The organism is Acinetobacter sp. Ac_5812, from assembly GCF_013072695.1.
Classification (GTDB): domain Bacteria; phylum Pseudomonadota; class Gammaproteobacteria; order Pseudomonadales; family Moraxellaceae; genus Acinetobacter.
Genome location: NZ_LXUK01000025.1, coordinates 17,259 through 32,083 on the forward strand (window position 1 = coordinate 17,259; position 14,825 = coordinate 32,083).

Below are 14,825 nucleotides of genomic sequence, written 5' to 3' on the forward strand. Positions count from 1 at the left end.
TCCTACTCGTCATATGATAAAGACGGATGAAAAAAGTCATCACTGTCAGAAATTAAACTTGGTTGCCAACCGCCCTGCTCTAAATAATCAGATTGCGCCAACCAAAAACCCTTTGGGCTAAAAACCCCAAGCATAACATTATCTACGACTAATATTTGAATTGTATGACGTAACCAAGGCAAAATCTGTAGCTCTTGAATGGCTTTTTTCAGAGGCCAATGTCCAACACGACCATAAAGATGAATTTTTTCACCCCCCTGTCGTTTAAGCAACGTTAACTCTCGTCCTAAAAGCCGAGATGAAAAACCAATTTTTTGAGTTTCAATCTTAAATTGTCCAGCCGCAACATTTATGGTTTCGCCCAGATCAAACTGTTGTGACGAGGTATCTGGAAAGGAAAATAATTTTTCTGCGTACAACTCATCGTGAGTTAAACGATATAACGTCTTCTGATAGCGAACGAAATAATGCTGATTGAGATGTAAAGTTGCCTGCGCATCTGGCTTTGCAAGAATGACTTCATGCTGCAATCGCTGCACCATATCATAACTCGGGCGATACTGATCCGAACCCTTCATCCAAGCAGATAACAATTGACGTTGTCGCGCAGCCGAGAGTTGCTGCAACTCGATCAGATCAAGTACACGCTCGGTCGCACATTGTTGCCAATCCATCTGTAACACGTCATCCAGTATTTCCGCAGCATCCTGCATCAGAGAACTGGTCCGTGCCACAGCTGCCTGCATTTTTGGGAAGCGTTTTTGTAAGACATCCCATAATTCTTCTCGACACCACGCCCGATCATAGTGTGTATCGTGATTGGTTGGGTCTGTCACATAGTCAAAATCAAGTTGCTGCGACCATTGTTCAATTTGCTCACGACTCACATCTAAAAATGGTCGCCAAATGGTCATGTCTTGACGAATATCAATTTGCTGCATCGCAGCCAAGCCATGCACACCGGCTCCAGAAAGCAAGCGTAATAATAGCGTTTCAGCCTGATCCTGCTGATGATGTGCCAAGACTAGAATTTCATTGGGTTGTAAATGCTGTTGATACGCTTGATAACGCGCTTGACGTGCTTGTTGTTCCAAATTGCCTGTTGCAACGTCTACTTGTTGAATAATACACGGGATATTTAAGGCATCTGACTGCTGCTGTACAACATGGCCCCATTCAGCACTCATCGTTTGAAGTTGATGATCAACATAAATCGCACGGGTTTGAGTCGGAAAAAGTTCAGACATTAGAAACAGCAACAGCATGGAATCCATGCCGCCGCTACACCCAATCAAGAATTGAGTTTGTTCAGAAAAATGCTGGGTTTGTGCTAAGACGCGATGCCTAAATTGCTGCTGCCAAACTTCATTAAACGTTGATAACGTGCGTCGCATCGTTCTTGCGCATCCATCGGTTGCAATTCATCTAAAGCTTGTTTTAACACATCTTTCAAATCATGCATGACTTTTTCAGGCTGCAAGTGTGCACCGTCACCTTCATCCACAACATATTCAACAATGCCTAAAGCTCGAAGTTTATCTGCAGTTAGAGAAAGTGCTTCACTCGCTTGTGCTGCTTTATCTGCGGTTTTCCATAGAATAGACGCACAACCTTCAGGTGAAATCACAGAATAAATACTGTGTGACAGCATAATCACACGATCGGCTACACCAATACCGAGAGCACCACCTGAACCGCCTTCACCAAGAATCGTGGCAATCACAGGAACTTTTAAACTTGAAAGTTGTGCCAAGCTGGTTGCAATCGCTTCTGCTTGACCACGTTCTTCAGCCCCTACACCTGGGTATGCACCCATGGTATCGACGAAGGTGAACACCGGTAAATTGAAACGTTCCGCCATATCGAGTAAACGTTGTGATTTACGATATCCTTCTGGATTACACATCCCAAAGTTATGCTGTAGTTTTTCACGTGTGCTGCGACCACGATGTTGACCAACCACCATCACAGGTTGTCCGTCGAAACGCGCCAAACCACCGATCATGGCACCATCATCACCAAATAAACGGTCGCCGTGAAGTGCATCAAATTCAGTAAAAATTTCACTGACATAATCTAGAAATTGCGGACGCTCAGGGTGTCGTGCAATTTGAACCGTAGCCCAAGCCTTGGACTGAGTCGCTTTATTTTTCATAAGTCAAGAATGGTCCATAATAATATGGTTAATCAACAAATTTGTCTGACTGAATATTTAACTCAATGTCCCAATGCTTAAATTGCACCTGCTCATCATGCAGGTCAGCAACCAATAAAGGCCATTGTTTAGCATCGCCAGAAACGCTGAGTTGCCATTGTTGATCATTTACAACACTCAGTTCAATGGCAGGAAGCATCTGATCACTACGACTATGGTTCAGCAAAACTGCAAGACGAAGTAATAAGCACAGGTAGATTAAATGACTACCACCGACCTTTAAAACGTCATTTTTTGCATCTGCACGTAACTTACGACGATGATGTGAAACCAAGTGCGAAAGATGATTTTGATCAATTTGTGAGAAACCCGGAATATCCGAATGTTGCAATAAATATGCCCCATGACGGTGATAACCACCATGGCTAATCGCCAAACCGATTTCATGCAGATAAGCTGCACGACGCAGTAAGTCACTGTCTTCAGTCGTTAAATTTAATGCATCAGCCACACCATCAAATAACTCTTGTGCGGTATTCACCACCCGTTCTGCTTGTTTTGGGTCTGCGTTATAACGCCCCATTAACGCCTGTACACTACGGTCACGAATATCTTCATGCTTAAAACGACCGAGCAAGTCATACATCACGCCTTCACGTAGTGCACCGTCAGAATATGCCAATTTGTCGATATCTAAAACTTCAAAAATGGCATACAAAATCGCAAGGCCGGCTGGCAAAACTGCTCGACGGTCTTCACGTAGACCTTCAAAATCAATTTCAGAAATATGTTTAAATTTAAGCAAACGGTCTTTTAATTTATATAAACCATCACGGGTCAGGTTTTCTTGCTCATCACTTAAACCGAGATTAACCGCAATCTGACGACAGGCTTTAATGGTTCCGCTTGATCCGACGACGGTATCCCAACCCACAGATTTATAAGTATTGGCAATCGCGGACATTTCTTTGCGTGCAGCAACCACAGCTTTATCAAATGCTTTGCTGGTAATTTCACCATCAGGGAAATAGGTTTTACTATAGGCCACACAGCCCATTTGTAAGGATTCGGTATGCAGCGGCTCAAACTCCTCACCGATGATAAACTCGGTTGAACCGCCACCAATATCCACGACTAAACGTCGACCACCATTGGCCATGGTATGTGAAACACCCAAATAAATCAGACGTGCTTCTTCACGACCCGCAATAATTTCAATCGGTTTCGGTAAAATTTCGGCTGCTTTTTGGATAAATTCGTGACCATTTTTTGCTTGTCTTAAGGCATTGGTTGCCACGATACGTAAACGATTCGGTTGTACTGAGCTCAAACGCCCAACAAAACGGGCTAAACATGCCAGTCCACGCTGTTGCGCGGCTTCAGTTAAATTTTTATTTTCATCAAGCCCAGCTGCTAACTGTACTTTTTCTGACATTGAAGCAACTTTCTTAACTTCACCGTGATCAACACGAGCGATTGCCAGATGGAAACTATTCGATCCCATATCAATCGCAGCAAGTAATTCTTCATCAATCAGAAAATCAGACATTATTCATATAAACCCATGCTCAATTCACGCATTAGAGTAATTCACATGCTTACAATTTTAAAGTCATTTTAAGCAATAAAAGTCGCGTATTTTCGCTTTTCGTGCATAAATGATTGTAGAAGTCGATGATCAACATCGTGAGCATCCATTAGACTTTTCATTTTCAAACTTGAATAATCAGAACAAACCCTTACATTGAATAAAGCGGCAATGTAATATTCATCGTGATGATGATTAAATTCGCACTTTATTTCTTAAATTTGGAGCAACCTTATGTCTGCGACTATTGTTAATACAACTGATGCTAACTTCCAAGCAGATGTTTTAGATGCTGAAACCCCTGTACTTGTTGATTTCTGGGCTGGCTGGTGTGCACCATGTAAAGCAATTGCACCTGTTCTTGAAGATCTATCAACTGAATATGCAGGAAAAGTAAAAATCGTTAAAGTTGACGTGACTGCATGTGAAGATACTGCTGTAAAATATAACATTCGTAATATCCCAGCATTATTGATGTTTAAAAATGGCGAAGTTGTTGCTCAACAAGTTGGCGCAGCACCGCGTTCAAAACTTGCAGCATTCATTGACCAAAACATCTAATTCGATTGTCACACGGTCAATACAAGAAATACGCGACTCATTGAATCGCGTATTTCTCCGTAAAAATTGACAATTTACTTGATTTCCTCTATATTTCTGGATCAAGAAGCTTTGAATGGAATCTACTTCATTGCGCTTCTTACAAGACAAAACATAAGATCGCCGCTCGGCAATAACAATTGTTTTCACATTTCTCTCTGAAACAATGAACCAGACTACTGAATCGTGGTTGTGTAAATACAATTACCTCAGCATGTATGTATGCGGTCGATTTTTTATTCTTTCCCTAACGTAGTCCTCCACTTATTCCATTCTGTCTGACCACTTATGAACTTAACTGAACTCAAGAAAAAACCCATTGGCGAACTCATTAAAATTGCGGAGTTTATGGGCCTTGAAGGCATGGCACGTAACCGTAAACAAGATATTATTTTTGCCATCTTAAAACGCCACGCCATGAACGGCGAAGAAATCTTTGGTGATGGTGTTCTCGAAATTCTTTCTGATGGTTTTGGCTTCTTACGCTCTGCTGCTGGCTCATATCTAGCAGGACCAGATGACATCTATGTCAGCCCATCACAAATTCGCCGCTTTAATTTACGTACCGGTGATACGATTACTGGCACAATTCGTCCACCGAAAGAAGGTGAACGTTATTTTGCTTTATTAAAAGTAAACCAAATTAACTACGATACGCCTGAAAACTCACGTAATAAAATTCTATTTGAAAACCTTACTCCATTATTCCCAACTGAGCAGTTAGTAATGGAATTGGGTAACGGTACAACAGAAGACTTAACCTCTCGTGTTGTCGATCTAGTCGCGCCAATTGGTAAAGGTCAACGTTCTATTATTGTTGCACCGCCAAAAGCGGGTAAAACAATGTTATTACAAACCATTGCGCAATCGATTGTCCGTAATAACCCTGAAGTATTCTTAATTGTGCTTTTAATTGACGAACGTCCTGAAGAAGTTACCGAAATGGAGCGTACTGTTCGTGGTGAAGTGATTGCATCTACATTTGATGAAGCACCAGCCCGTCACGTTCAAGTTGCTGAAATGGTAATTGAAAAAGCGAAACGTCTGGTTGAACACAAAAAAGATGTTGTGATTCTGCTTGACTCGATTACCCGTCTTGCTCGTGCCTACAACACTGTAGTGCCTTCATCAGGCAAGGTATTAACTGGTGGTGTAGACGCACATGCGTTAGAGCGTCCAAAACGTTTCTTCGGTGCTGCACGTAATATTGAAGAAGGTGGTTCACTCACCATTATTTCTACTGCTTTGATTGAAACTGGCAGTAAAATGGATGATGTGATTTATGAAGAGTTTAAAGGTACAGGTAACCAAGAGATTACCCTTGATCGTCGTATTGCAGAGAAACGTGTATTCCCTGCAATGAATATCAAGAAATCAGGTACTCGTCGTGAAGAACGCCTCATGAGCGAAGAGAATCTTCGTAAAGTTTGGATTCTACGCAAGTTATTACATCCGATGGATGAGCTTGCAGCGATGGAATTCTTATTAGATCGCATGAAAGAAACCAAAACCAATGATGACTTCTTCGATCAAATGAAACGAAAGGCATCGACCTAAAGTCCAAAGAAAAAGCTACCTTAATGGTAGCTTTTTTTATTTGGTTGACTTGATTACACAATATTTACATTTTTTAAAAAAAGTTATCAAAAACACTATTATGTTGATTTATTTGAATATTTAAAAAATAAGTCATTTTATTTCCACAACTTACCGATTTAAAATTTATTCTCCATAGTTATTTTCTATCAAAAAACAGCCAAATTCTGCCCATTTTTGTCGTTTTGTTGGACAGAACAGTAGTAATTCATGAATTGCTTTGATAGGATAGCATCAGACCAGTTAGGCTGCTCCCTGCGTTGTTACCTAAAGCGTTTAGGAATAATAAAAGCACAAACAGACTAACTTAAGGTTTTTTTTAATCTCACAATTTTATGAGAGTGATGCCATGTTATTCAAAAAATTCGCTGTTGTTGCTGCTATTGCTACTACTTTAGCTTTCGTTGGTTGCTCTAAGAAAGAAGAAGCGCCAGCTACTGACGCTACTGCTGCTGCATCTGAAGCTGTAGAAGCTGCTTCTGAAGCTGTAGAAGCTGTTGATGCTGCTGCTTCTGAAGCTGTTGCTACTACTGAAGCTGCTGCTTCTGACGTTGCTGCTGCTGCTTCTGACGTTGCTGCTACTGAAGCTGCTCCTGTTGAAGCTTCTGCTGCTCAATAATCTAGTTTTAGATTATCGAAAAAAGAGAACCTTTCGGTTCTCTTTTTTTATGCCTAACATTTCTATAAATAAAAGATTGGCATAAAAAAAGCAGATCAATCGATCTGCTCATTCCCAACGCGCTGTCTAAATTTCTGACCCGCTCTGAACGTGACCACTCGACGTGCAGAAATTGGAATTTCCTCACCTGTCTTTGGATTACGTCCTGGACGTTCACGCTTATCACGTAACTCGAAATTACCGAAGCCAGAAAGTTTGACTTGTTCACCCGCAATTAATGCTTGGCTAATTTCGTCAAAAAATAACTCGACCATTTGTTTTGCTTCGCGGCGATTTAAGCTAGTAAGCTCACTTAAATGGTCCGCCATATCTGCTTTTGTTAATGCTGTCATGAGGCCCTCAATGTCGCTTGGTAAGTGTCTTCCAACACTTGAATAATGTTATCCATACCAGATTTAATTTCAGCATCTTCAAGCGTACGAGTTGGATGTTGCCATAACACTGCAAAAGCTAAAGAACGCTTGCCTTGTTCAACCCCTTGGCCCGTATACACATCGAACAACCATGCTGAGTCGAGTAACTCACCACCAGTCTGCTCAATTAACCGCTGAATATCTCTTACCTCAATATTATCAGAGATTAAAAGCGCAATATCACGTCTAACCGATGGAAAACGTGATAATTCTGTAAAATTAGATACATAAGATTGCAAAACTGCCTGTTGATCCAGCTCTGCGACCCAAGTTACACCCAAATCAAGTTCATTTTCCAATGATGGATGCAGACGACCTAAATAACCAATCGATTGTCCATCCACCAAAATTTCTGCCGATTGACCAGGATGCAACCATGCACGCTCTGTACGAACAAAGTCAGCATTAATACGACCGGCAGCTAAAATCTCTTCAATCTCACCTTTGAAATCAAAGAAATCCATTGATTGAGGTTTTGCATGCCATGATTCTGCTACACGAGCACCAACAGCAATCAATGCTAAAGTTGGGATCTGTTTTAGATCATGAATGTTTTGCGCACCCTGATAATCAAAACGTAGCCCCAACTCAAAGAAACGTACACGCTGCTGTTGACGGTTTAAGTTGTACTGTACACACGGAATTAAGCTAGACAACAAAGTACTACGCATTGCAGCCAAATCACTTGAAATAGGATTGGCAAGCATCAATGGCTGTACATTTGGATTTAATTGCTTTTCAAGTTTTGCATCGGCAAAGCTAAAGCTAATTGCTTCTTGATAGCCTAGTGTCACCACAGTTTGACGTAATTGTGCAATTTCAAAACGGTCTTGGTATGTTTGCAGTTTTACATCAATTTTTGGCAAACTGATTTGAATGTTGTCATAACCGTGAATACGGGCAACTTCTTCAATTAAATCTTGATAGATTGCCATGTCATAACGATGCGATGGTGGAACAACACTCCACTCACCTTCAGCTTTGCTTTCAACCACACAGCCAAGACGCGTTAATGCATCCGCAATAAATTCACTCGCTACAACATAACCTAGCAATTGATCAACTTGTGCTTGCTTCAATACAATTGCTTCGCGCTTTGGAAGCAATTCTGTCTGTTCAGCAACAGTTACTGGACCAAACTCACCACCAGCAAAGGCTTGAATCAGCTCAGAAGCACGATGCATAGCAATCATTGGTAATTCAAAGTCCACACCACGTTCATAACGTTGTGATGAATCGGTATGCAAACCAAAACGACGCGCACGACCTGCAATCGCTAAAGGTGCAAAGAATGCACTTTCAAGGAAGATGTCTTGAGTATCATCAGTAACCGATGAGTCCAAACCACCCATGATCCCTGCAATAGCCAGAACTTTCTGATCATCCGCAATCACCATCATGTCATCTTGCAATTCAACGTCTTGATCATTGAGCAAGGTCAATTTTTCTTGTGGCTGTGCTTGGCGGACTTGAATCGAACCTTCAATTTTTGCCAAGTCAAATGCATGCATGGGTTGACCCAATTCAAGCAACACATAGTTGGTAATATCAACCAAAATACTATGGGTACGAATCCCTGAACGTGCCAATGCCTGTTCCATCCACTCAGGTGTCGGCGCTTTCACATTGACATTTTTAATGATACGCCCTAAATAACGAGGCGTACCTTCTGTGCTAATCGTTACTGTTTTCTCATCAGTAATTGATGCAGGAACAGCCTGAATATTTGGTTCATTTACTTCAAGCTGGTTAATTACTGCAATTTCACGCGCAATCCCACGAATACTAAAGCAGTCACCACGGTTTGGAGTGATACTGATATCAATGACATTGTCATCAAGCTTTAAGTATTCACGAATATTCATGCCCACTGGTACATCAGCAGGTAATTCCAACAAACCATCGATTTTGTCTTCTAAATCAATTTCAGAAGCACCGCAGAGCATGCCTTGTGATTCCACACCACGCAGCTTGCCCTTTTTAATTTTAAAATCGCCAGGCAATACCGCACCAATGGTTGCAACAGGGGCTTTCATACCCACGCGAACATTTGGCGCGCCGCATACAATTTGTAATGGTTCACCAGAACCAATATTAATTGTGGTTACACGTAAACGATCTGCATCTGGATGTTGTTCAACGGTTAGAACTTCCCCGACTACCACGCCAGTAAATGGTTTTGCTACAGGTGCTAACTCATCAACTTCCAAGCCCAACATGGTCAATTGATCAGAAAGTGCTTCGCTATCAATTGCAGGGTTCACCCACGTGCGTAACCAATTTTCACTAATTTTCATTTTGTTAAAAACCTATAAATCTACTTTTGATCCCCTCTCCTTTTAGGAGAGGTTAGGGAGAGGTCCAAATCTGTTTAGGCAAACTGGCGTAAAAAACGCACATCATTTTGGTAGAACATACGCAAATCGTTGATGCCATAACGCAACATTGCAAAACGCTCTACCCCTAAACCAAAAGCAAAGCCTTTGTATTTATCAGGATCAATCCCTGCAGCACGCAGTACATTTGGATGTACCATGCCACAACCTAAAACTTCTAACCAACGACCACGCTCATCCATAATATCTACTTCAGCGCTTGGCTCAGTAAATGGGAAATAAGAAGGACGGAAGCGTACTTTCAAATCTTTTTCAAAGAATTCATTTAACAGGTTAATCAATAAACCTTTTAACTCGGCAAAACTGGTGTTTTCTGCAACGTATAAGCCTTCGATCTGATGGAACATAGGCGAATGCGTTTGATCCGAGTCACAACGATATACACGACCTGGACACACGATACGAATTGGCGGCTGACTAGTTTCCATTGTACGAATTTGTACACCCGAGGTATGGGTACGAAGCAAATGCGTTGCATCAAAATAGAAGGTATCATGCATAGCACGAGCTGGATGATGACCCGGAATGTTTAAGGCTTCAAAATTATGATAATCATCTTCAACTTCAGGACCATACGCAATTTGGAAACCAGCTTTGGTAAAGAACTGGCAGATACGCTCTTGCACCTGAGTAACAGGATGAATACTTCCCATACGCTGACCGCGACCTGGTAAAGTAACATCAATGGTTTCACTTGCTAATTTTTTTGCAAGTTCAGCTTGTTGTAATGTTTGTAGACGCTCAGTCAAAGCTGTATTGATTGCTTCACGAACAGCATGAATCGCAGCACCTTGTACTTTGCGTTCTTCAGGATCCATTTTTCCAAGTGCTTTCGACTGCTCTGCAAGCTGGCTTTTCTTCCCTGTAAATTGCACACGGACTTGATCGAGTGCAGCAAGGTCTTGAGCCGCTGCAATGGCAGCAAGCGCTTCAGTGGTCAGGGCTTCCAGTGACATAGTAACTCTCAAAGCAACAAAATATAGAAATATAATAAAACGCTATAGTTTATCAGCTTTTTACCTATTTAATGAAGATAAACGACTGTTTAAATAGAGTACTTTTTCAGTTTTAATTTAAAGATAAAACAACAAGAATATGAAGCAGATGACTTAAATTTTCGTAAAAATTAATCAATAATTGAATAAAATGTATAAGATACCGATATCGTCAATGAGAAAGAATAACGATGGCGCTTGATCAAATCTGGAAACAACAGCTTACACTTGTGACTTATGGCAACGAGTTTCTTGCAGGTGAACTCAATTTTAGTCGTTGGATCGAACATCCGATTTTCAATCAAAATCGACTGATCTTTAGGGATTTACTCTCTCAACACCTGTTGGCACAACATTTCCAGATTTGGCTTGAAGGCTTAAAAAAACAAGGGGTTAAAAAACTCAGTCTACATTTATCTAGCGTACTTAATGATGAGCAGAATCCCAATGCCAATGTTGAGCTGCTTCCCTTTGCACATTTTATTGTAAGCCATCAAGGCAATAAAAAAACCGCATGGATTTGTGGACATGAACTGGCTGAATGGGATAACAACGATCAAGCCTTTGATGCACCCACATCCCAACAAACAACACTCCGCCAAGAAGTGTTTTGGCGTTATGAGTTGAATGATAAATACGCGAAAAAAATTGATGCTGACTTACAGAAGGTGAATTGGAATCAGGTTGTCATTTTCTTGGAGAAAGAACTGTTCGATAGTAAATATGCAGAACATTTTTCTGAGCCAGAACAACAGGACCTTCCTTTCTATGGCTATGAATTTGATTCGATCAGTACAACAAACCAGCAACTTGCATTGATTCCAACTGATTATCCCGCTGATTGTGCGCATCGCCTGTTACATCGTACTCAAGCTTTGGCTGATTATTTGGAACAACAAAGACAACATCCTTATCATGCGACAGGTGAATTGATCAGTCCTGAAGAACAAATCAATTTGCGTAATTTCGCCCAGAAGACCGATGATTTATTTGCAAAATTGATTGTGAAAACAGCAAATCATTACCAAACCGCCCAACTTACAGCAGAAGAACCTGAAATCATTGACCGGACCATGGAAATCCCGCATCAACTAGATAAAACCCAACATCATATAGTTGGCACATCAGGGGTTATTAAACTGATTATCCTAACGGTAATTATCTGTCTGCTTGCTTATTATTTTGGTCTGTAGCAACACCATGCATGAAAAAACCTAGATCACGCCATCTAGGTTTTTCTTTTATCGTTTTAGAAAGTCGGTCGAATTCTGATAATCACTTTATGCCCGCCATCATGCTGATTAACAATGTGATGTACATTTTCAATTTCACCTTCAACTTCAGCATCTGGCCCATAAAAAATTCGGATGGTTTCACCCTTTCTAGGCACAATAATCAGTTCTGTTTCAAATGCGCCTTGCTGTAACCCTTCTACGCTCACTAACATATTTTTATCCTGATGCTGTTTTCTTTACTGTAAAAAGATTTCAGTGTAAAAGTCTAATCGAACATGTTTGGGTTATGTAATCATTAGATAAATCAATAGATTGTCTTACTCATCATAATCTAAATCATCTTCATCCATATTGAGGAAATCAGGTTCAGGGGTTTGTTCAAATTGCACGGCGAAAATCTCTGTGTGTTGAAGTAAACTGGCTTTAGCGACACGATGCATCCCATCCATCACACGCCCTTGTGCACATAAGATAATCGGATAACTCAGATCAGCATCTTGAATCAGTTGAAAGTGCTCAATGATTTGTTGTGTTGTTGGATATTGATCTGGAAACCAATAGGCTTCGTTTAACTCTTGAATATCAGCCAGTAAAACCTTCTTAGGCATCAAGTTTTTGCTTAGCTCAAGCAAATGATGAACATCCCAAATATAAGTATCCGCTCCAACTTGCCTAAAGTGATATTGTCTGCGCACGTTTTAATCCATCATTAATTTCAGCTATGATCATAAGCTTAGCTTCCCACCAATAACAGCATACATAAAACAATGACCGATAATTACTGGACCTTTATCTTAGGCTTACAACATAATGCTCAACGCTATTTTGATCATAAAATTGCTGAATATCATATCGAACATGACTGGTGTGATAGAACTCATGACCTTTTTATGCTACGTGATTTAGAAACCAATGAATTACGTTACGATTCAATTTCTCATCTCATTGCCGATCTCAGAGATCAACAGATTCAGCGCTGCCAACTCATTCCTTTTGATCTACTCTTTCCTGAGTTTACTCAGCATTTTAAACAGTTCATTTTTGATATAAGCAATTATCCAGTAGCCATCTTCTTGGGAACAGATCAAAACTTTGCTTTAGTTAAAGTACATGCAGAAAAAGTAAAAAAATTTTCGATGTCTACGGATCCCCGTGAATTTAGTGGTTTTACATCCTCTCAAAACTATCATAAATATCTATTATTTACTCTAATTAAATTAGATAAAAAACAACTACAAGTTATTGATGAGTTTAAGAAAAACCTAAATTGGAAAAACCTACATGAGTACTTTCAAAATACATTTTTAGATAGTTCGTTTAATTTCAGGAAAGATAAAAGCCTTGTCTTAACCAATAACTTATTTTTAAAAAATGAAATAGCCGAATATCCTTTTCTTGATGAGCCTAGTCCTGAATTCAATCTGGCATTTTCTTGGATAAATAAGCTCTGTGATTTACAAGAGCAAATCAAAACTGAAGTGGCAATGGCACTAGCTTCAAGATCATTTTATGCTGATATTATTGATCAAAATTATACAGAAATAGATCTTTTCCAAGCAGATTTAAACAATGCATTAATCAACCTACTTTCACATAGTGCAAATAGCTATGAGAAAGCATACGTGAACGAAGATTTTTCCTATATTCCACCACAATCACGTCAACATAAACCCCAGATCAATATTGAAGCAAATAATGAGCTCAACAATGATCGAACGACAGAAGAAAAGCCAACATCTGTTACGGCCTCGACGCTTTATCTGATCTTCTTTCTAGCAATTGTCATTGGGCTACTCTACGGGGTGTTCTGGTTGGTTAACCATTATGAATTCGCCAAATTTATAGTAATAACGCTTGGCGTGATTACTTTTCTGATGATTTGGTCCAGAAAGTAAAATATAAAGCATAACAAGACTGCTAAAAGTGGCCTTGTTATTTTGTGCCTATAGCAACTGAGTGCGCACCTGCATGAGTGCAAAACCAAGTAAGTTTAATCCCTGCCATTGGCTCGGGTCTTGGATATGCTGGTGATCTTGTGCCATACCAATCCCCCAAATCTTATCGACAGGCGATGCTTCAACCAAAATACGGTCATGTGTGGCAACTAAAAAATCTCTTAATTCTGGATAGTGTGAGAATTTAGCCAAATTTGCCTGTACCACGATATCAAAACGCTTTTCCTGCCACAGCTGTTCGTCATAGTGCTGTATTTTTCGACCTAACTGTTTTGCTTCATTCGGATGTGTGACCTTCAAAATCTGATTAAATCTCTCATCATCGTTAAAGAGTTTTGCTTTTTGCGCCATCATATAATGTTCCGCCGTGAGATATTCAATACCCTCCTGCTTGAATGGCGATGGAAACCACTGGCTAAAACAACTTTTGTCGACATGATTGGTTTGCTTTGGGGTATGTCCCCAGAAATATAAATATTTAAATGAGCGACCTTGTTGGACTTGTTGAATTAAATCATTTAAAAATTGTTTATCTTGCATCATCTATCTCTGATTATTATCTATTATTGAAAATCCAATTCACTAAAAATAAAAAAGACCGCTAAAAAGCGGCCTTCTTTGAATCTCTAAGCTTATGCAGCTAATGCGCCTTTAGCTTTTTCAGCTAAAGCAGCAAATGCAACTGCATCATGCATAGCGATGTCAGCTAATACGCGACGGTCGATGATCACTTGAGCTTTTTTCAAGCCATCGATCATACGGCTGTAAGACAAACCGTTAAGACGAGCACCAGCATTGATACGCGCAATCCATAAAGCACGGAATTGACGTTTCTTTTGACGGCGGTCACGGTAAGCGTATTGACCAGCTTTGATTACCGCTTGGAACGCTACGCGATAAACGCGTGAACGAGCACCATAGTAACCTTTAGCGCGAGCAAGAATTTTTTTGTGACGACGATGAGCCACTACACCACGTTTTACACGAGCCATTTATAATCTCCTTAGATGTATGGGCACATACGACGAACTGATGCAACATCACTTACGTGAACCATTACACAGCCGCGCAATTGACGGATACGCTTAGCAGATTTTTTGGTCAAAATGTGGCGTTTGAACGCTTGTTTGCGCTTAAAACCGTTTGCAGTCGCTTTGAAGCGTTTAGCTGCACCACGGCGAGTTTTCATCTTAGGCATAACAACCTCTTTTGA

16 protein-coding genes are annotated in these 14,825 nt (G+C 40.4%); 5 read left to right on the plus strand and 11 right to left on the minus strand.

Translation table 11 applies throughout. The features are described 5' to 3' along the window. Positions 1-2: 2 nt before the first annotated feature. From tilS to ppx, 3 genes are read right to left on the minus strand one after another with little or no spacing between them, the layout of a single operon-like run. A complete protein-coding gene (gene tilS / locus A7P55_RS19015; protein WP_171553384.1) occupies positions 3-1,394 on the minus strand; it encodes a tRNA lysidine(34) synthetase TilS in 1,392 nt (463 codons plus the stop codon). After that, positions 1,331-2,155 carry an acetyl-CoA carboxylase carboxyltransferase subunit alpha gene (locus A7P55_RS19020; protein WP_016164700.1) on the minus strand — a complete coding sequence of 275 codons (825 nt, stop codon included), beginning with the start codon at positions 2,153-2,155 and terminating at the stop codon, positions 1,331-1,333. Before A7P55_RS19020 ends, tilS begins: the two co-directional genes overlap by 64 nt. 28 nt (positions 2,156-2,183) lie before the next feature. Further along, positions 2,184-3,704 carry an exopolyphosphatase gene (gene ppx / locus A7P55_RS19025; RefSeq protein WP_004804500.1) on the minus strand — a complete coding sequence of 507 codons (1,521 nt, stop codon included), beginning with the start codon at positions 3,702-3,704 and terminating at the stop codon, positions 2,184-2,186. A gap of 273 nt (positions 3,705-3,977) precedes the next feature. On the opposite strand from ppx, the gene trxA reads away from it, so the two are divergent. From trxA to A7P55_RS19040, 3 genes are all read left to right on the plus strand, one after another. Then, positions 3,978-4,304, plus strand: coding sequence for a thioredoxin (trxA, locus tag A7P55_RS19030; RefSeq protein WP_004804498.1), 327 nt, complete (start codon positions 3,978-3,980; stop codon positions 4,302-4,304). Positions 4,305-4,631: 327 nt separating this feature from the next. Beyond that, complete coding sequence (gene rho / locus A7P55_RS19035) at positions 4,632-5,900, plus strand: transcription termination factor Rho (RefSeq protein WP_004804496.1); 1,269 nt, start codon at positions 4,632-4,634, stop codon at positions 5,898-5,900. A 388-nt stretch (positions 5,901-6,288) separates the two neighbouring features. Then, the gene (locus A7P55_RS19040) at positions 6,289-6,558 is read left to right on the plus strand and encodes a hypothetical protein (RefSeq protein WP_171553385.1); all 270 of its coding nucleotides are present in this window, start codon (positions 6,289-6,291) and stop codon (positions 6,556-6,558) included. A gap of 95 nt (positions 6,559-6,653) precedes the next feature. Here A7P55_RS19040 and A7P55_RS19045 read toward each other — a convergent pair whose 3' ends face one another. From A7P55_RS19045 to pheS, 3 genes are all read right to left on the minus strand, one after another. After that, the gene (locus A7P55_RS19045) at positions 6,654-6,950 is read right to left on the minus strand and encodes an integration host factor subunit alpha (RefSeq protein ID WP_000126166.1); all 297 of its coding nucleotides are present in this window, start codon (positions 6,948-6,950) and stop codon (positions 6,654-6,656) included. Next, a complete protein-coding gene (pheT, locus tag A7P55_RS19050) occupies positions 6,947-9,328 on the minus strand; it encodes a phenylalanine--tRNA ligase subunit beta (protein WP_171553386.1) in 2,382 nt (793 codons plus the stop codon). Before pheT ends, A7P55_RS19045 begins: the two co-directional genes overlap by 4 nt. A gap of 74 nt (positions 9,329-9,402) precedes the next feature. Beyond that, complete coding sequence (gene pheS, locus A7P55_RS19055) at positions 9,403-10,383, minus strand: phenylalanine--tRNA ligase subunit alpha (protein WP_171553387.1); 981 nt, start codon at positions 10,381-10,383, stop codon at positions 9,403-9,405. 230 nt (positions 10,384-10,613) lie between these two features. On the opposite strand from pheS, the gene A7P55_RS19060 reads away from it, so the two are divergent. Continuing rightward, positions 10,614-11,615, plus strand: a complete 1,002-nt coding sequence (locus A7P55_RS19060) for a hypothetical protein (RefSeq protein ID WP_171553388.1) — start codon at positions 10,614-10,616, stop codon at positions 11,613-11,615. 56 nt (positions 11,616-11,671) lie between these two features. On the opposite strand, the gene A7P55_RS19065 is transcribed toward A7P55_RS19060, so the two are convergent. Next, a complete protein-coding gene (locus A7P55_RS19065) occupies positions 11,672-11,869 on the minus strand; it encodes a hypothetical protein (RefSeq protein WP_171553389.1) in 198 nt (65 codons plus the stop codon). 105 nt (positions 11,870-11,974) lie between these two features. After that, positions 11,975-12,352 (minus strand): hypothetical protein, encoded by a 378-nt coding sequence (locus A7P55_RS19070; protein ID WP_171553390.1) that lies wholly within the window; start codon positions 12,350-12,352, stop codon positions 11,975-11,977. Positions 12,353-12,424: 72 nt separating this feature from the next. Between A7P55_RS19070 and A7P55_RS19075 the strand changes: the two genes are divergently transcribed. After that, positions 12,425-13,552 carry a hypothetical protein gene (locus A7P55_RS19075; protein WP_171553391.1) on the plus strand — a complete coding sequence of 376 codons (1,128 nt, stop codon included), beginning with the start codon at positions 12,425-12,427 and terminating at the stop codon, positions 13,550-13,552. Positions 13,553-13,600: 48 nt separating this feature from the next. On the opposite strand, the gene A7P55_RS19080 is transcribed toward A7P55_RS19075, so the two are convergent. From A7P55_RS19080 to rpmI, 3 genes are all read right to left on the minus strand, one after another. Next, a complete protein-coding gene (locus A7P55_RS19080) occupies positions 13,601-14,152 on the minus strand; it encodes an NADAR family protein (protein WP_171553392.1) in 552 nt (183 codons plus the stop codon). Positions 14,153-14,244: 92 nt separating this feature from the next. Further along, complete coding sequence (rplT, locus tag A7P55_RS19085) at positions 14,245-14,604, minus strand: 50S ribosomal protein L20 (RefSeq protein WP_004664213.1); 360 nt, start codon at positions 14,602-14,604, stop codon at positions 14,245-14,247. An 11-nt stretch (positions 14,605-14,615) separates the two neighbouring features. Then, positions 14,616-14,810, minus strand: coding sequence for a 50S ribosomal protein L35 (rpmI, locus tag A7P55_RS19090; protein WP_004278281.1), 195 nt, complete (start codon positions 14,808-14,810; stop codon positions 14,616-14,618). Positions 14,811-14,825: the final 15 nt, after the last annotated feature.